Source organism: Galbibacter marinus (assembly GCF_000300875.1).
In the GTDB taxonomy this organism is placed as follows: domain Bacteria; phylum Bacteroidota; class Bacteroidia; order Flavobacteriales; family Flavobacteriaceae; genus Galbibacter; species Galbibacter marinus.
In genome coordinates this window covers 178,528-195,613 of record NZ_AMSG01000003.1, presented here as the reverse complement: position 1 = coordinate 195,613, position 17,086 = coordinate 178,528, and the positions used below count along the sequence as shown (strand labels likewise).

14 protein-coding genes are annotated in these 17,086 nt (G+C 35.7%); 8 read left to right on the top strand and 6 right to left on the bottom strand.

Annotation, left to right across the window (positions count from 1 at the left end; all coding sequences use genetic code 11):
* The first annotated feature begins 15 nt into the window (after positions 1–15).
* From I215_RS04300 to I215_RS04290, 3 genes are read left to right on the top strand one after another with little or no spacing between them, the layout of a single operon-like run.
* Positions 16–2,469, top strand: a complete 2,454-nt coding sequence (locus I215_RS04300; RefSeq protein WP_008990734.1) for a YfhO family protein — start codon at positions 16–18, stop codon at positions 2,467–2,469.
* 36 nt (positions 2,470–2,505) lie between these two features.
* Positions 2,506–3,783 (top strand): glycosyltransferase, encoded by a 1,278-nt coding sequence (locus I215_RS04295; RefSeq protein WP_008990733.1) that lies wholly within the window; start codon positions 2,506–2,508, stop codon positions 3,781–3,783.
* A complete protein-coding gene (locus I215_RS04290) occupies positions 3,783–5,249 on the top strand; it encodes an oligosaccharide flippase family protein (protein WP_008990732.1) in 1,467 nt (488 codons plus the stop codon). Before I215_RS04295 ends, I215_RS04290 begins: the two co-directional genes overlap by 1 nt.
* A gap of 63 nt (positions 5,250–5,312) precedes the next feature.
* On the opposite strand, the gene I215_RS04285 is transcribed toward I215_RS04290, so the two are convergent.
* Both I215_RS04285 and uvrA read right to left on the bottom strand, forming a co-directional pair.
* Entirely contained in the window at positions 5,313–6,470 is a 1,158-nt protein-coding gene (locus tag I215_RS04285; RefSeq protein WP_008990731.1) for a hypothetical protein, read from the bottom strand.
* A gap of 454 nt (positions 6,471–6,924) precedes the next feature.
* A complete protein-coding gene (gene uvrA, locus I215_RS04280) occupies positions 6,925–9,702 on the bottom strand; it encodes an excinuclease ABC subunit UvrA (RefSeq protein WP_008990730.1) in 2,778 nt (925 codons plus the stop codon).
* Positions 9,703–9,942: 240 nt separating this feature from the next.
* Here uvrA and I215_RS04275 point away from each other — a divergent pair, with 240 nt between their 5' ends.
* A complete protein-coding gene (locus I215_RS04275) occupies positions 9,943–10,524 on the top strand; it encodes an RNA polymerase sigma factor (RefSeq protein WP_008990729.1) in 582 nt (193 codons plus the stop codon).
* A 224-nt stretch (positions 10,525–10,748) separates the two neighbouring features.
* Here I215_RS04275 and I215_RS04270 read toward each other — a convergent pair whose 3' ends face one another.
* The gene (locus I215_RS04270; protein WP_008990727.1) at positions 10,749–11,414 is read right to left on the bottom strand and encodes an endonuclease III domain-containing protein; all 666 of its coding nucleotides are present in this window, start codon (positions 11,412–11,414) and stop codon (positions 10,749–10,751) included.
* A 56-nt stretch (positions 11,415–11,470) separates the two neighbouring features.
* Here I215_RS04270 and bcp point away from each other — a divergent pair, with 56 nt between their 5' ends.
* Complete coding sequence (gene bcp / locus I215_RS04265; protein WP_008990726.1) at positions 11,471–11,932, top strand: thioredoxin-dependent thiol peroxidase; 462 nt, start codon at positions 11,471–11,473, stop codon at positions 11,930–11,932.
* Between the two features lie 106 nt (positions 11,933–12,038).
* Here the strand turns inward: bcp and I215_RS04260 are convergent, their stop codons facing one another.
* Positions 12,039–13,499, bottom strand: coding sequence for a hypothetical protein (locus tag I215_RS04260; protein WP_008990725.1), 1,461 nt, complete (start codon positions 13,497–13,499; stop codon positions 12,039–12,041).
* 180 nt (positions 13,500–13,679) lie between these two features.
* Between I215_RS04260 and I215_RS04255 the strand changes: the two genes are divergently transcribed.
* The 3 genes from I215_RS04255 to I215_RS04245 all read left to right on the top strand — a co-directional run bounded on the left by I215_RS04255 (position 13,680) and on the right by I215_RS04245 (position 15,960).
* Positions 13,680–14,444 (top strand): MBL fold metallo-hydrolase, encoded by a 765-nt coding sequence (locus tag I215_RS04255; protein WP_008990724.1) that lies wholly within the window; start codon positions 13,680–13,682, stop codon positions 14,442–14,444.
* A 62-nt stretch (positions 14,445–14,506) separates the two neighbouring features.
* Positions 14,507–15,001, top strand: a complete 495-nt coding sequence (locus I215_RS04250; RefSeq protein ID WP_008990723.1) for a hypothetical protein — start codon at positions 14,507–14,509, stop codon at positions 14,999–15,001.
* A gap of 5 nt (positions 15,002–15,006) precedes the next feature.
* Complete coding sequence (locus I215_RS04245) at positions 15,007–15,960, top strand: TerC family protein (RefSeq protein WP_008990722.1); 954 nt, start codon at positions 15,007–15,009, stop codon at positions 15,958–15,960.
* Between the two features lie 126 nt (positions 15,961–16,086).
* Here I215_RS04245 and I215_RS04240 read toward each other — a convergent pair whose 3' ends face one another.
* Positions 16,087–16,746 (bottom strand): alpha/beta hydrolase, encoded by a 660-nt coding sequence (locus I215_RS04240; protein WP_008990721.1) that lies wholly within the window; start codon positions 16,744–16,746, stop codon positions 16,087–16,089.
* Between the two features lie 9 nt (positions 16,747–16,755).
* Positions 16,756–17,085 carry a hypothetical protein gene (locus I215_RS04235; RefSeq protein ID WP_008990720.1) on the bottom strand — a complete coding sequence of 110 codons (330 nt, stop codon included), beginning with the start codon at positions 17,083–17,085 and terminating at the stop codon, positions 16,756–16,758.
* Between the last annotated feature and the right edge of the window lies 1 nt (position 17,086).

The window sequence follows — 17,086 nt, the reverse complement described above, 5'->3', positions numbered from 1 at the left end:
AAATCAATTTATTAAATGACTGACCAGTTAAAGAAAATACTACCACATAGTGTAGTATTTTTAATTTTTATATTGACTTCTCTTATTTATTTTTCACCCGTACTGCAGGGCAAACAAATATTCCAAAGCGATATTGTACAATATATTGGGATGGCCAAGGAGCGTAATGACTTCAAGGAAAAAACAGGAGAAGAGTCCTATTGGACTAATTCGGCTTTTGGTGGAATGCCCACCTATCAATTAGGTGCCAATTATCCTCATGATTATGTTAAAAAGTTGGATAAGCTTATTCGATTTTTACCCAGACCAGCGGATTATTTGTTTTTATATTTTGTCGGATTTTATGTGTTGTTATTGGTCCTTAAAGTCGATTGGAAATTAGCCTTGTTAGGCTCTTTAGCCTTTGGTTTTTCTACTTATTTAATCATCATCCTCGGGGTTGGTCACAATGCCAAAGCGCATGCAATTGGCTATTTTGCTTTTGTACTAGCTGGCATATTATTGGTCTTTAAACGAAAGTATATTTCTGGCTTCTTGCTCACTGCCTTTGCGATGGCTCTGGAGATTAGTGCGAATCACTTCCAGATGACCTATTACTTGATGTTCCTGGTTTTGATAATAGGGGTGAGTTATTTGATAATGGCTTATAAGGAAAAGTGGTTGCCTCGATTTTTTAAATCTGTTGGAATACTTCTTGTAGCTGTTTTGTTAGCAGTCGCAACAAACGCACCTAATCTATTAGCGACCCAGCAGTATGCTCAATGGAGTACCAGGGGACCAAGTGAACTTACCATCAATCCTGATGGAAGTCCTAAACTAGACACTTCGGGTCTTGATAAAGAATATATAACCCAGTATAGTTATGGACTTTTTGAATCCTTTAATCTACTTGTTCCTCGTCTAGTTGGAGGAGGAAATGACGAGGCCCTAAGTACTGATTCGAAGACATATGACTTTCTGGTTTCTCAAGGTGTTGCTCCATTACAGGCGAAGGACTTTGTAGAGAATCAAGCAGCTCATATGATGTATTGGGGTGATCAGCCAGGAGTTGCAGCTCCTGCCTATTTAGGAGCAGTTATATTGTTGTTGTTTGTCCTTGGAATTGTTCTTATTAAAGGGCCGATAAAATGGTGGTTAGTGGCAGGATGTATTGTATCCTTACTGCTTTCATGGGGACATAATTTTAGCGGGCTTACCAATTTTATGATCGATTACTTTCCACTTTATAATAAATTTAGGGCAATTACCTCAATTCAGGTTATAATCGAACTTTGTGTTCCTATTTTGGCTGTTTTAGGATTGAAAGCCTTTTTAAGTAAGGATGTTGATCAGAAACAGAAAATTAAAGCATTGAAATGGGGTGCTATTGTTTGTCTAGGGATCATTTCGGCAATATTTTTACTCAAAGGTACCTTTGACTACGCCCATGTCAACGATGCTTATTACCGCCAGCAATTTGACCAAATGGGATTGTCTCAGCTCATGGGGAAAATTAAGGAGGACCGCATGGGACTACTCACCTCGGATCTAATTCGAAATTTTATTCTCATAGCTGGAACTATTGCAGCGCTGTGGTTGTTTACTAAAGATAAGCTTAAAACCAATTTGCTGCTTGTAGTTGTAGGTGGATTGATACTTATTGATTTAGTGGGTGTAGACAGACAGTATGTGAATCAAAAGGACTTTGTATCTGCGCGATATTTAAATCAACCATTCCCACAAACTCAGGTAGATGAGCAAATATTACAAGACAAAGGACATTACAGGGTATATAACAGTCAGGAAGGACTCAATGGTGCCTCCACATCATTCTATCATAAATCATTAGGTGGATATCATGCCGCAAAACCAAAGAGACTCTCAGATTTAGTTGAATATCAACTGGCCAAGAACAATGTAGGGATTTTAAATATGCTTAATGTAAAGTATATCATAAGACCTGACGATCAGGGGCAATTGTATCCAGCTACTAATCCTTATGCTAATGGGCCTGCTTGGTTTGTACAAGAACTTAGAGCTGTAGATAATCCAGATAAAGAAATGTCTGCTTTGGATAGCATTGATACTAAAACCACCGCTGTTTTTGATCAAAGTGCATTTGAAGATGTATTACCAGCTCGTTTTAATGTTGATTCTTCTGCACAAATTACCCTAAAGTATTACAGCCCTAATGTGTTACTTTATGAGTCTTCCAATACAAATAATGGATTAGCCGTCTTTTCAGAGATGCACTATCCGTTTGGGTGGAAGGTAACCATTGATGGAGAAGAGGTGGAACATTTTAGAGTTGATTACGCGCTAAGAGCATTAAGGGTTCCTTCTGGAGAGCATGAAATTAAATTTGAGTTTGAACCTCAGGTAGTCAAAACTGGAGGGGCAATCAGTCTTTCGAGTACAATTATTTTATCTATTTTACTCCTAGGAGGGATATACTATAAAGCTAAAAAAGGCAGCAATAAGGACAATTAAGTTCATTAAAGGGGAAACCATTTTTTATATGGTGCTATGGATAAAGTTTTAATTATAACGTATTATTGGCCACCCGCTGGTGGACCAGGAGTGCAGAGGTGGTTAAACTTTGTAAAGTTCTTAGCAGAGTTTAATAAGCAAGTAGTGGTGTATATTCCAGATAACCCAAATTATCCATTTAGGGACGATAGTTTTATAAGTGAAATTCCACAGGATATCACCATCATTAAAAAGTCAATAGTAGAACCTTATAAATGGGCTTCAATATTTTCCTCTAAAAAAACCAAACAAATCAGTAAAGGGATTATCGCTACTAAGAAACAGTCTTGGATAGAGCGTGTAATGTTATGGATAAGAGGTAATTTTTTTATTCCTGATGCTCGTGTATTTTGGGTAAAACCATCAGTGAAATTTTTAAAGGACTATACAAAAAACAATGGAATAAATACCATTATTACTACTGGTCCTCCGCACAGTCTACATCTTATTGGCTTAAAGTTAAAAAAAGCTAATAACCAATTGAGTTGGATTGCAGATTTTAGAGATCCTTGGACTACAATTGGCTATCACTCGGAATTAAAACTCAGTAAGGCTTCTGAATATAAACATGAAAAACTTGAAGCTACTGTTTTGCAAGCGGCTGATAAAATCATTACAACGAGTTATACTACCAAAAAGGAGTTTGAGCAAAAAACATCAAAACCTATTAAGGTTATTACCAATGGATATTTAGATTATCCGTCGCAGCCCGTGGAACTCACCGAGAAGTTTAGCCTTTCCCATATAGGGTCACTATTAAGCGGTAGAAATCCGAAGGTATTATGGCAGACTCTTTCTCAAATTTGTAATGAGCGTCCAGAGTTTTTACAAGACCTAGAATTAATATTGGCTGGTACTGTAAGTGATCAAGTGGTTGATAGTATAAAAGCTGCTGGTTTGGAAAAGGTGCTGCATTTAAAAGGTTATGTGAGCCATCAGCAGGCTATAGCACTTCAGAGAAGTTCCCAAGTGCTTTTACTTATAGAAATTGATGCAGAAAAGACAAAGGGAATCATTCCTGGGAAATTTTTTGAATATATGGCTGCCAAAAGACCTATTTTAGCATTAGGTCCCCGTGGTTGGGATGTCGCAAGATTGATTGAGCAAACCCAGACAGGACGTTTTTTTAAATATGATCAAGGGAAGCTACTTAGGGACTATATTCTGGAGGCTTACAAGGAATACAAAAAAAATGATTTACATGTACACCCTCAGGGTGTAGAAGCATTCCACAGAAAAGAATTAACCAAAACATTACTTGAATTTATAGGCTGATGGGGATTGTAGCAAACCAAACCATAAAAAACACGATCATAACCTATATTGGATTTGCTATAGGAGCTATTAATACACTCTTTTTGTATACTAATTTTTTGACTCCAACCTATTACGGTATTGTTGGTTACCTGCTATCTTCTAGTACCATATTGATGCCTATTTTAGCTTTTGGAACCCAAAATACACTCATTAAATTTTTTAGTTTTTATAAAGATCAGAGCCAACAAAATGCCTTTACGGGATTTGTGTTTCTATTGCCTCTTTTAATCTGTATACCAACAGCAATTATAGGTTGTATTGGGTATGGTTGGATTGTAGATATAATCGCCTCAAAAAGTAATATACTTCAGCCCTATGTGTGGACTATCTTTGTATTGGCTTTATTTATGGCTTATTTTGAACTGTTTTATGCCTGGGCAAAGGTACATTTTAAGTCTGTTTATGGAAATCTACTCAAGGAAGTATATCACCGGGTAATGGTAATGGTATTACTCCTGGGAGTTAGCTTCGATTTTATTGAAGTGCATTTGTTTATATATTTATTAATGGCGGTTTATGGTTCTCGAATGGTCCTTATGGCAATAGCGGCGATATGGATTAAAAAACCAACTATAGAGTGGTATTTACCTAGTAATTACAAGGCAGTGTTTAATTATTCCTTACTTATTATACTCACTGGTTCTGTGGCAGCGGTGCTTCTTGATATCGATAAGGTAATGCTTGGTCAATTTAAGGATATTGAAAACATAGCCTATTACAATGTAGCGGTGTTTATGGCAGTGGTCATTGCAGTTCCCGCTAGAGCCATGCATCAAATCACATATCCCATTACCAGTAAACTACTGAATTCAAAGAGCATGGGAGAATTAGAAATTCTCTATAAAAAAAGTTCTATCAATCTATATTTGGTTGCAGGGCTAATCTTTTTGCTTATTACATTGAATGTGGATGCCTTGTATGAGTTGCTTCCACCAAATTATGAACAAGCGGTAATGGTGGTTTTTTTAATCGGGTTTGCCAAGGTATTTGACAATCTTATGGGAAATAATAATGCCATTATATTTAATTCAGATTACTACCAAATGGTGCTTTTCTTTGGGGTGCTATTAGCAGGTCTAACTGTTGGCCTTAATATTATTTTTATACCCATATGGGGATTAAACGGTGCCGCTTTTGCCACCCTATTATCCTTTTTGATTTATAACTCTGCAAAGCTCATCTTTGTACATCGTAAATTAGGCATACAACCTTTTACGAAAGCTACATTAAGTGGAACAGTGGTGATGGCTATTATTTTTATGATATTCTATTGGTGGGATTTTGATGTTCACCCGGTTCTTAGTATCCTTTTTAAATCTTTTCTTATCGGTTTTATCTTTAGCTTGGCTGTATACACCTTAAATTTATCGGATGACATCACTGCCATGATCAATGCTATTAAAATGAAATATTTTAAAACGTAAAAATCCGCAGATAAAACTATCCACGGACTTTTCCTATTTAACGAACTATTTAATTATACGTTTCTATCTTCTTGCACTTGAACTACTTCTGCTTGAACTACTTCTACTTGAACTAGCCGCTGGTGTAGATCTATTTGAAGTAGAGTTTGAACTTCTATATGTTGTATTAGAACTACTTCTACTACTTCTTGGTGTGGTCACCTTTGGTTGTGCAGCTCTTGTGCTACTACTTCTATTTACATTCACTGGACTCCTACTAGATCTCGTGTTAGTCTGAGTTCTTTGAACAGGAGAGCTTTTAGTTTGTACTGCCGATCTATTTGGGGTATTTGAACTACGAACAGCTCTATTTACCGACTTTGAAGATTCAGAGTTTGCAGCTCTCGAACTTCTCACAGTTGTAGAAGCGTTTTCTCTAGATGCGCTAGTAGCTGATCGATTCACATTTGCTTTACTAGCACTTCTACTTACTCTACTGGTATTTCTAGGAGCAACACTATTTGCACTTCTAGCTCTAATACTTCTAGTAATAGCAGCATCGTTTCTTCTACTTACCCTTTTATCATTTTCATAAACACTTCTCCTAGAGTTATTAGCTTTATAATGATAGGTGTTACCAACATTCGCATAGGTTCTTCTGTGGTTGTTTTTATAAGGTTTATAGTATGTATATCGTTTTGGCACATAATACTGTCTATATGGTCTATAATTTACCATACAAAAAGCTGGGCTAGGCCTTCTAAAATACCTGTGAAATGGTCTGTGGACATAAACTCTGTTATATCCGTTTATAAATCCAGAATAATGGCTAAAGATACCATGGGCATTGAAATAGATGTGCATTCCGCCAATACTTCTTAGATAATTCCCATTATAAAGGATGTTGATGCTCCCTATTCGTGTTACACGTCCATAATAATCATAATAAATAGGCGTGTTTTCAATCTGTAAAACCGCACCATAAGCGTCATATTGCACATAAGGATCATAGGCATATCCTGAGTTAAAAGTAATACTCACATTCCCAGTATGTACTCCTGCAGTAATTCTAGGATTGTCGATATAAAAATCGAATTCCCCATCAGGATACACCGAAAAGTTAATCCCGTTTTCTACAAAAATAAAAGAATTCCCATATCCTCTTATGCTGCTTTGTGTGGAGGCAAAACTGTTTTGACTCCCAAAAACAAAAGCTATCAGTAATATAAATAATTGTTTCATGACTATAGGTTTTGATTCAACATTGTTTTGGTTTTCATTTTTTGATCGGTCTTGCTAGTTAAAAATCAAATTACGTGCCACAAATTTAGCCAAATGCTTAACTCAATCATAAGTAACTGTAAATAAAGGTCTAGAAGATCTGAAAAAAAACTGAATTTTAAGAAAATGAAATGATCCACAAGCTATATTTACAAAAAAACCCTGAACAAACTAAATGCTGTTTCAGGGTTTTCTTAACTAACCAACCAAAAAAACTCACTATGAATTTTCTTAACTAATAACACAAAGAGTACGCCAAAGTATGAAGATCTTTAGCGCACGGATCTTATTGTATGTATGGTAACTACTGAATTCTACAATAGGTTTAAAGAGATTGTTAATACAAGAGTATGGCCTTATTAATACTTATCACATTACAATAGGAGCGGGATACGAGGTATTGTATATTCTTAGGCTATAATTTGTCTTTTAGATACTGCCCAGTATAACTTTTCTCAATCCTACTTAATTGTTCTGGGGTTCCACTGCCCATAAGATACCCTCCATTTTCACCACCCTGGGGACCTAAATCAATAATGTGATCGGCGCATTTTATAAGATCTAAATTATGCTCAATCACAATAATAGAATGTCCATTATCTAATAGTGCATCAAATGATTTTAGAAGTTTTTTAATGTCGTGGAAATGAAGTCCTGTGGTAGGCTCATCAAATATAAATAATGTTTTAGTAGTGGTGCTTCCTTTGATAAGGAAGGAGGCGAGTTTGATTCGTTGAGCCTCTCCACCAGAGAGGGTAGAGGATGACTGACCCAAGGCCACATATCCGAGCCCAACATCCTGTAAGGATTGTAATTTAGATGTGATTTTAGTTTGCTTATTTTGAGAAAAGAATTCGATTGCCTGATCAATGGTCATACTGAGAACATCATCAATATTCTTATCCTGATATTTGACCTCTAGTACCTCTTTTTTAAAACGCTTACCTCCACATGTTTCACATTCCAAGTGAACATCAGCCATAAATTGCATTTCGATGGTGACTTCACCTTCTCCTTTACAAGTTTCGCATCGCCCTGCATCTACATTAAAAGAAAAATGTTTGGGCTGATAACCCCTGATCTTTGAAAGTTTTTGTTTGGCAAATAAGTTTCTGATATCATCATATGCTTTGATGTAAGTCACAGGGTTTGACCGCGAGGATCGTCCAATTGGATTTTGATCAACAAAATCAACAGCACCTAGATTGGAGAAATTGCCACTGATGCCAGAGAATTGACCAGACTTCTCACCATAACCTCCTGTGGCTTTTAATATGGCTGGATAGACGATCTTTTTTACCAAGGTTGTCTTCCCACTTCCCGATAGTCCAGTAATTACCGTCAAAGAGTTTAGTGGAAATTCCACATCTATATTTTTTAGATTATGCTCACGAGCACCTTTAATAAGAATAGAGTTCTTAGAGGTCCTTCTCTTTTCAGGAACCTCTATCTGATCCTTCCCACTTAGATAGTTGGCCGTCAGAGTATTTAATTTTATAAGTTCATCATAAGTACCGCTACCGACAACTTCCCCGCCAAGGGTTCCTGCTTGTGGCCCTATATCAATGATTTGATCTGCAGCCTTCATAATATCCTCATCGTGCTCAACTACAATTACAGTATTTCCCAGATCTCTCAAGGATTTTAAAACACTAATTAGGTTTTCAGTGTCTTTTGGGTGTAATCCGATACTAGGTTCATCAAGTATATACATAGAACCTACTAGGCTACTTCCAAGGGAAGTAGCTAGATTAATACGTTGTGACTCTCCTCCTGATAAACTGTTGGACTTACGATTAAGACTCAGATAATTTAAACCAACATTGTTTAAAAATTCTAATCTTGTATTTATTTCTTTTAATAGTCGACTGGCAATTTTCTCTTGGTGGGCCTCTAGTTTAAGGGTATTGAAGTGTTCCTGTAATCTTGTAATTGGAATATTTACAAGATCGGATATTGTTCTATCCCCAACTCTGACATAATTAGCTTCCTCGCGAAGTCTAAGTCCTTTACATTGGGTGCATCTAGTTTTTCCTCTATAGCGAGAGAGCATTACTCGGTTTTGAATTTTGTAGCTTTTATCTTCTAATTCTTTAAAAAAAGCAGTAAGTCCTGTAAAATATTGATTTCCTTCCCAGATCAATGATTTTTGTTTTTCGGTGAGTTCAAACCAAGGTTTGTGTATTGGAAAGTCAAATTTATAAGCGTTATTAACCAGCTGGTCTCTAAACCAACTCATACTATCGCCTCTCCATGGAAATATCGCATTTTCAAACACGGATAGGGTAGTATTTGGCACAATGAGATCCTCATCTAAACCGATCATATCACCATAACCTTCACAGCTAGGACATGCGCCATATGGGTTGTTAAAGCTAAACAAATGGGTGTTAGGTTCTAAGAATTGTATGCCATCCATTTCAAATTTGGTGCTAAACTCTACTTGTTCTAAAGTACTGAGATCTTCTATGGCGCAGATTCCTTTACCTTCAAAAAAAGCGGTATCTACAGCGTCTGCTAAACGATTATAGAAATCTTCATCGTCCTTTACTACAATACGATCTACTACTAAGGAGAAATTGTGATCGATCTCTTTATCGATATCACTAATGCGATGAACTCTGCCCTGATATTTTATCCTTGCATATCCCTGTAGGGATAGTATTTCTAAAGTTTTTAAAACACTTCTCTCCTTGGGTATGTGCACTGGAGCGAGTAAAAGTAGTTTGCTGCCTTGCTCAAATGTTTTTACATAATTTAAAACATCAGTTACTTGATGCTTTTTAACTTCTTTCCCTGAAATAGGAGAGTAGGTTTTCCCAATTCTGGCATATAATAATTTAAGGTAGTCATATATCTCGGTACTAGTGCCAACAGTTGACCTAGGGTTGGTAGAATTCACCTTTTGCTCAATAGCTATTGCAGGGGCAATTCCTTTGATATAGTCTACTTTTGGTTTATCGAGCCTACCTAGGAATTGTCGTGCATAAGAAGAAAGACTCTCCACATAACGCCTTTGGCCTTCAGCATATAATGTGTCAAAGGCTAATGAAGACTTCCCGCTACCAGATAAACCAGTAATAACCACTAGTTTATTTCTTGGTATTACGACATTAATATCTTTTAAATTGTGGAGTTTAGCTCCTTTTATAATGATGTTATCCTTGGGATTAACTTTTGAAATATCTATCATGACAAAACATAAATCACAAAGATAACAATCTAATTTGAGCTAGAATGTGCAGGATAATTATTAAATGTAAGTTAATTTTTGAATTTAAATCTTGCATATTCTTCAAGAATTATAGTATATTTGACACGAATAACTAAAACAAAAGCGGATAGCATACAATTACTTGAATAATTAATCTAATGAACCAACGATCGTTCCCTATAAATGGAATGGTAGTTATTTGATTGTAAAAGTAATTGTATGGAACAAACACTTCAAGATTCGGTATTAGTGGCCGACTATATAAAAGGCGACGAAAAGGCTTTAGAACTTTTAATTAACAGACATTCACATCGTATTTACAGCTTTATTTTTTCAAAAGTATACGATAAGGATATTACCGAAGATATTTTTCAAGATACATTCATAAAAGTTATCAACACGCTTAAGAGAGGTAACTACAACGAAGAAGGGAAGTTTCTACCTTGGGTAATGCGTATTGCGCACAACCTAGTCATTGATCACTTCCGTAAAAATGCTAGAATGCCTAAATTTGAAGGGAGCGATGATTTTAATATATTCTCTATCCTAGGTGACCAGGCACTAAATATCGAAAAACAAATTATTAAAGATCAAGTCGAAACAGATGTAAAAAATTTAATTGACGGACTTCCTGATGATCAGCGAGAAGTGTTGATTATGAGAATGTACAAGGACATGAGCTTTAAAGAAATTGCTAAGCATACCGATGTAAGTATTAACACGGCATTGGGAAGAATGCGTTACGCTATTATTAATTTGAGAAAGATGGTTGAAAAAAACCAAATCGTTTTGACAAATTAATACAATATTCTATTATTGTTTGCGTTATTGATTTAAATCAAACAAACAATAGAATATGGAACAAATTTACACTAATGAAAAATTATCTGCAGAATCGTTAAAACCCAAGAAATCTACTATTGAATTCTTACTTAGTTATTCTAAGGCTTTAAGTGTTATTAAATACAAAAAGTTGGAGTTTGAAACGCTTCTAAATTAAACTTTTCTAAAAAGACTCATAGGAATTAAATCTTATGGGTCTTTTTTGATAAAAATGCTTTTAAAACTGATTTTCTACCCACGGTTCTGGTAATGATATCTTTTTCTATATCCCATCCTCGAGCAGGAGAATACTCCCTGGCATAATAAATAATCTGTAAATGCAGTTTATTCCATAATTCTTTTGGAAAAAGCCTTTTGGCGTCTTTTTCAGTTTGGATTACATTCTTACCATTAGATAATCCCCATCGGTACATTAACCTATGAATATGGGTGTCAACTGGGAAGGCAGGGATGCCAAATGCTTGAGACATCACTACGCTTGCTGTTTTATGTCCTACAGCAGGAAGAGACTCCAATGCTTCAAAGTCAGCTGGTACTTCTCCGTTGTATTTATCGATTAAAATATGAGATAGTTCGTAAATTCCTTTAGATTTCATTGGGGACAATCCCACTGGACGTATGATTTCTCGGATTTCTTCAACTGATAGTTTAATCATTTGATATGGATTCATAGCTCTATCAAAAAGCAGTGGAGTAATTTGATTGACCCTTTTGTCAGTGCTCTGCGCAGAGAGCAAAACGGCAATCAGTAGGGTATAGGGGTCTGTATGATCCAGTGGTATTGGGACTGTTGGATAATATTCCTCCAGGGTATTTATAATATAATCAATCTTTTCTTTCTTGGTCATTATTTAGTAATTTTGAATGAACATATTTGAATATAATTTAACAAAATTAAGCATAAATGAACACATTGGAAGTAGGAAGTACGGTGCCAGAATTTAAGGTTTTAGATCAAGATGGAAATACTGTATCAAAGGCTGATTTTAAGGGTAAAAAATTCATTGTTTTCTTTTATCCTAAAGCCAGTACTCCAGGATGTACCGCTGAGGCATGCAACCTAAGAGATCATTACAAAGAGCTTCAACAAAAGGGCTTTAGTATTATAGGGGTAAGTGCGGATTCACAAAAGAGACAGACCAATTTTAGAAATAAATACGAATTTCCATTTCCACTGATTGCTGACGAGGATAAAACTCTAATCAATGCTTTTGGTGTTTGGGGATCCAAGAAATTTATGGGAAAAACCTATGATGGAATTCATAGAATGACATTTATAGTGGATGAGCAAGGCGATGTTTCTCATGTTATTCAAAAGGTGAAAACTAAAAGTCATGCCGAGCAAATATTAGAATTAGTAGAGTAGGAGATAAAACAATCACCCCACCGATTTCACTACTAAAAATTGATGGGGTGTTTTTTATATTAATCTAACCAGTAATTGGGTTTGTAATTGCGGCTTTTAGTATTTTTTACTGCTTCTTTGCGTCCAATGCATTTTCAGGATTATAATCAAATAAACCTTGTTCTTTTATAAGTTCAGCAATACCTTTTGGCAGTAATTCTTCCCATCCGTCTTCTCCAGTAGCAATTTTTTGCAATACATCTCGTGAAAATATATTGAGCACGTCTTCATCGAAATCGAATATATCGACCACTTTGCCATTGTATTTGAAAAACTTATAGAGTCCTTTCATCCTAGGATGTACCTTGAGTGTGTTACTGGTATTGGTAAGACCAGTATCAGGATCGATCATTGGATAACAGTATACTTTGAGATCTTTGTAGAAGAGTTTTCCAAAGGCCTCTAGAATTCCGCCACTTAGGTGACGATAGTACTTCTCATCAAAAATATCAACCAAGTTATTAACACCCATGGTAAGAGCCATGCGTTCTTTGGTGTACTCTGAAAAGTATTCCACAAGTTTATAATACTCCTGGAAATTGGATATCATAACCGTTTGTCCTAAGGAACAAAGCAACCTTGCTCTGTCCATAAAGTCTTCTTCGTCAATCTCTCCTTCTGCCCTTAGGTTGGATAATGTAATTTCAAAAACCACTACGGTTCTATCCTCATTTACTTTTTGCTCACGTATAAAAATTTCATAGGATTTTTTATACATATCCATATTTACCAGAGTCACTGGTCTAAAGCTACCTCTTAGAGCTAGTATATTTTTTTTGTAGAGCATGGAAGCAGGCAGAATGTTATTTCCGTCAGGGCCAAACATAACCGCATCAGTCATCCCGTTTTTTACTAATTGCAAGCTCATCAACCGATTATCAACATCTTTGAATCGCGGTCCAGAAAAGTTGATAGTATCAATCTCTATGGTGTCTCTGTCAATATGATCATAGAGATACTTTAATAACTTTTTAGGTCTGTGATGCTTATAGAATGCCCCGTAGATTAAATTGACACCAACAATACCAAGAGTTTCTTGTTGCAGGCGGGTTTCATTCTGCTTAAAACGAATATGAAGTTGAATTTCATTGTATTCTTCGTTAGCATCTAGTTGAAACCTAATACCTAACCAGCCATGGCCTTTGAACTTTTTGGCAAAATCAATTGTAGCCACAGTGTTTGCGTAGGCAAAGAAGATCTTGTTCGGGTTGTCATCTTTAGGAATGCGTTCTTCCATCAGACGCATCTCATGAGAAAGCATTTTTTTTAGTCGCGCCTCGGTGACATAACGTCCGTCATCCTCTGTTCCATATATGGCATCACTAAAATTCTTATCATAAGCACTCATTGCCTTGGCAATAGTCCCAGAGGCCCCTCCGGCTCTGAAGAAATGTCTTACGGTTTCTTGTCCAGCTCCTATTTCGGCAAATGTGCCGTAGATATCCTTGTTTAGATTGATCCGTAAAGCTTTGGCTTTTAGTGATGGAATATTTTCAAATTCCTTGTCGCCTTTTAAAACTACTGTCATTTAAGCTAAAAAATTTGAGACAAAGTTAAAAAGATTCAAGGAGCAATTGGAATATAAATGATAAATTTGGTAAATATTTTTGAAGGTATATGTCAATTTTAAGGTTGAGAATTCTCTGTCAAAAGAATATTATTGTCGATTTGGATTATAAACGCTTTAAAAGTAAATAAATAGTACCCCATGAAGATTACATTTTTAGGAACAGGAACCTCACAAGGCATACCCATCATTGGGAGTGACGACCCCGTATCCAACAGTACAGACATAAGAGATAAGCGACTTCGCGTATCGGTTATGATACAGTGGGATCAGTACTGTTATATTTTAGATTGTGGGCCTGATTTTAGACAACAAATGCTCAATAACAATGTAAAGCGCATCGACGGCATTCTATTTACGCATGAGCACGCGGATCACATTATGGGAATGGACGATATACGGCCATTTTTTTTCAGACAAGGTGATATTCCAATTTATGCTCATAAACGTGTAATAAAATCTTTAAAAACAAAATTTGATTATATCTTTGCAACAAAAGATCGATATCCTGGGGCACCAGCTGTTCGAGTAAATAGGATAGAGAACGATGTTCCTTTTATTTTAGGTGATTTAGAGGTTATTCCAGTTAATGCCTTTCATAATCGGTTGCAAGTTTTTGGGTTTCGGTTCAATAAATTCGCTTATCTAACCGATGTAAAGACCATTGAGGATCAGGAAATAGAAAAATTAATAGGTGTCGAGGTATTGGTGGTCAACGCCTTGAGAAAGCAAAAACATCATTCGCATTTTAACATTGCGGAGGCCTTGGAATTTATAAATAAAGTCAAACCTAAACAAGCCTATTTAACACATATAAGCCCTTCTTTGGGATTCCATGCCCAGGTGCAGGAAGAATTGCCAGAGAATGTGTTTTTGGCGTACGATAATTTAGAAATTGAATTGTAATGTATGCTGCTATAAGTAATAGCATACTAATATGATAAAGTAAGAAAGTTAAATTATACCCTATGAGACGAAGTATTTTTTTGTATTTATTTGTATTTGCCATGCTGTTTATTCTTTACCAGTATGTGAGTGCGAAGAATTATTTTGAAAAAGAATCTTCTAAAATGGAGCGTCTTGAATCTAAAGTTACCAAATTAGAGGATTCGATTCAAAGTCTCACTTTGGATAAGTTAAACCTTCAATACTTTTCCCTTGATAACAACGATGATGCACTTTCATATTACGATCATTTAGAACTTAAAAACCCATCGCGGTACATAGCGGATAAATTACTGGAGACCAACGAAGAACAAGGTAACAATCCTTTGGTTCCTTATGATGGAATGTCTGGATCCCCTATGAAACTCAATAAAATTAAGGTCTTAAACCACAAATGGATTGTGGTCGACTTTTCCGATGGTAAACATTGGGGAGAATTATTAATTGAATATAAACTGAAAGATGATTTAGGCATAGATTTTACGGTTCTAGATCATTTATTGTACACTAGAAATTAATTGATATGATTGTTTGGATTTTATTTATCACGCTTATTGCTATTTTCCTAGCACTTGATCTAGGAGTCTTTAATAAAAACCCTCATGAGATTTCCAATAAGGAAGCCTCAACGTGGACAGGTATTTGGGTGAGTGTTGCCTTATTGTTTTCTATAGGAGTCTATTTCATTTTTAAAAATGGATGGGTGGAGAATATTGATAATTTGACACCAACCACTGCGATGTTAAAATACATTACGGGGTACTTAATTGAACTTTCGCTTAGTATTGATAATATATTTGTCATAGCGGTGATATTTACTTCTTTTAAAATCCCGAAAAAGTTCCAACACCGCGTGTTGTTTTGGGGAATACTTGGTGCAATCGTATTTAGAGCACTGATGATTTTATTTGGGGTTTTCTTGATAAAGAAATTTGATTGGATAATTTATGTGTTTGGAGCATTCTTAATTTTCACAGCCCTTAGAATGTTATTCGAAAAAGAAGATCACCAATACGACCCTAAACAATCCTTTGTTTATAAATCGGTTCGTAAATTTATGCCTATTACAACGGTAATCAACAGTCAATTGTTTTTTATTAGGAAGCGTGGTCTTTTAATTGCAACGCCATTGTTTTTAGCATTGATACTGATTGAATTTACCGATATTTTGTTTGCTCTTGATAGTATTCCAGCGATCCTAGCAATTACTTCGGACCCATTTTTAGTGTTCAGTTCTAATATCATGGCAATTTTAGGACTTCGTTCGATGTATTTCTTTTTAGCCAATATGATAGAGCGATTTAGTTATCTAAAATACAGCCTAGTAGCCATCTTAACCTATGTTGGTATAAAGATGATTCTTTCGCATCATATTGAAATTCCAGAGTGGTTCTCCTTGTCCTTTATTGGAGTATCTCTAGCTGCCGGAGTAGTATTCTCCTTAAGAAGCGAAAAGAAAGTTAAGATAGAGCAATAGATAGTAATAATAATTAAAATCAAATCGCCCTTGACTAAATAGGTCAAGGGCGATTTGATTTTAATGCGCTCTTGGCGGAGCAATATTGAAAAGTTATTCAAGTAAGTTAGTTAGACGAAAGATCCTTTAAATTCTCTTACTTAGCCAACGGTGAAGGGAAATGAAATTTTGAGGAGCAACTCCGTGTCCTACTGGAAATTCTTCAAAAACATGTTCTATGGCTAATGCTTTTAAAATTGGGGGAGTTTTTCTGGCCCATTGTACTGGAATTACTTGATCTACAGATCCGTGAGAACAATAGAAAGAAAGATTTGTAAAAGAATTACTCTTATACCCAGGGACAATGATATCTTCTTCTATATACCCACTTAAAGCAATTACGTTTTTTACTTTTTCTGGATAGGATAAGGCAAGGGCATAACTCAATATAGCACCTTGACTAAAACCTAATAAGGTTACATTTTGGGCATCTAAATCATATTGCTCAACAGCTTGATCAATAAAATGCACTATGCTATTTAATGATACTTTTGCCTGCTCTTTATCGGTCCATTTATTGGCATCTGCATCAAAATTAATGGCATACCAAGCAAAAGATGATGGCATTAGAGGATGTGGTGCACGAATGGATATTATACAGAGTTCTTCAGGGAGTTCATTAGCGAATGAAAATAAATCGTCTTCATTGCTACCGTAACCGTGAAGCATAAACAATACTGGTGCTTTACCATTGGTTTGCTTCCCTGGTCTAATAAGGTGATGTAATGATAAATCTTTGGTCTGCAAAATTGAAAATTATTTAATGAAAACGAACCATTTTTGAAAATATGGCCCTATGATTGGTACTGGAATACATTTCTCCTGTAGCATGGTAATAAATCCATAAAACCACAGTACTGATATAAAGATATAAAAGGCAGAGGAGACCCCCCAAGAATTAAAATAACCTGCTATAGTACCTAGCAAAAGATAAGTGACATTAATCCCAAACGCTTGCCTGATGTGAAAACGTGCGAAAGCATTTTGCTTATCCATATTTAATATGATGGCAACTATGGTTCCAAGCATTGTTATGTATCCAATAATGGCATTGGTTTTGCCTTGCTTTTCTATTTTGACTTCCATA

Excerpts from the sequence above, each read along its gene's own strand:
- I215_RS04300 (WP_008990734.1), top strand. The coding sequence starts at position 16 with ATGACTGACCAGTTAAAGAAAATACTACCACATAGTGTAGTATTTTTA.
- I215_RS04295 (WP_008990733.1), top strand. The coding sequence starts at position 2,506 with ATGGATAAAGTTTTAATTATAACGTATTATTGGCCACCCGCTGGTGGA.
- I215_RS04290 (WP_008990732.1), top strand. The coding sequence starts at position 3,783 with ATGGGGATTGTAGCAAACCAAACCATAAAAAACACGATCATAACCTAT.
- I215_RS04285 (WP_008990731.1), bottom strand. The coding sequence starts at position 6,470 with ATGAAACAATTATTTATATTACTGATAGCTTTTGTTTTTGGGAGTCAA.
- uvrA (WP_008990730.1), bottom strand. The coding sequence starts at position 9,702 with ATGATAGATATTTCAAAAGTTAATCCCAAGGATAACATCATTATAAAA.
- I215_RS04275 (WP_008990729.1), top strand. The coding sequence starts at position 9,943 with ATGGAACAAACACTTCAAGATTCGGTATTAGTGGCCGACTATATAAAA.
- I215_RS04270 (WP_008990727.1), bottom strand. The coding sequence starts at position 11,414 with ATGACCAAGAAAGAAAAGATTGATTATATTATAAATACCCTGGAGGAA.
- bcp (WP_008990726.1), top strand. The coding sequence starts at position 11,471 with ATGAACACATTGGAAGTAGGAAGTACGGTGCCAGAATTTAAGGTTTTA.
- I215_RS04260 (WP_008990725.1), bottom strand. The coding sequence starts at position 13,499 with ATGACAGTAGTTTTAAAAGGCGACAAGGAATTTGAAAATATTCCATCA.
- I215_RS04255 (WP_008990724.1), top strand. The coding sequence starts at position 13,680 with ATGAAGATTACATTTTTAGGAACAGGAACCTCACAAGGCATACCCATC.
- I215_RS04250 (WP_008990723.1), top strand. The coding sequence starts at position 14,507 with ATGAGACGAAGTATTTTTTTGTATTTATTTGTATTTGCCATGCTGTTT.
- I215_RS04245 (WP_008990722.1), top strand. The coding sequence starts at position 15,007 with ATGATTGTTTGGATTTTATTTATCACGCTTATTGCTATTTTCCTAGCA.
- I215_RS04235 (WP_008990720.1), bottom strand. The coding sequence starts at position 17,085 with ATGGAAGTCAAAATAGAAAAGCAAGGCAAAACCAATGCCATTATTGGA.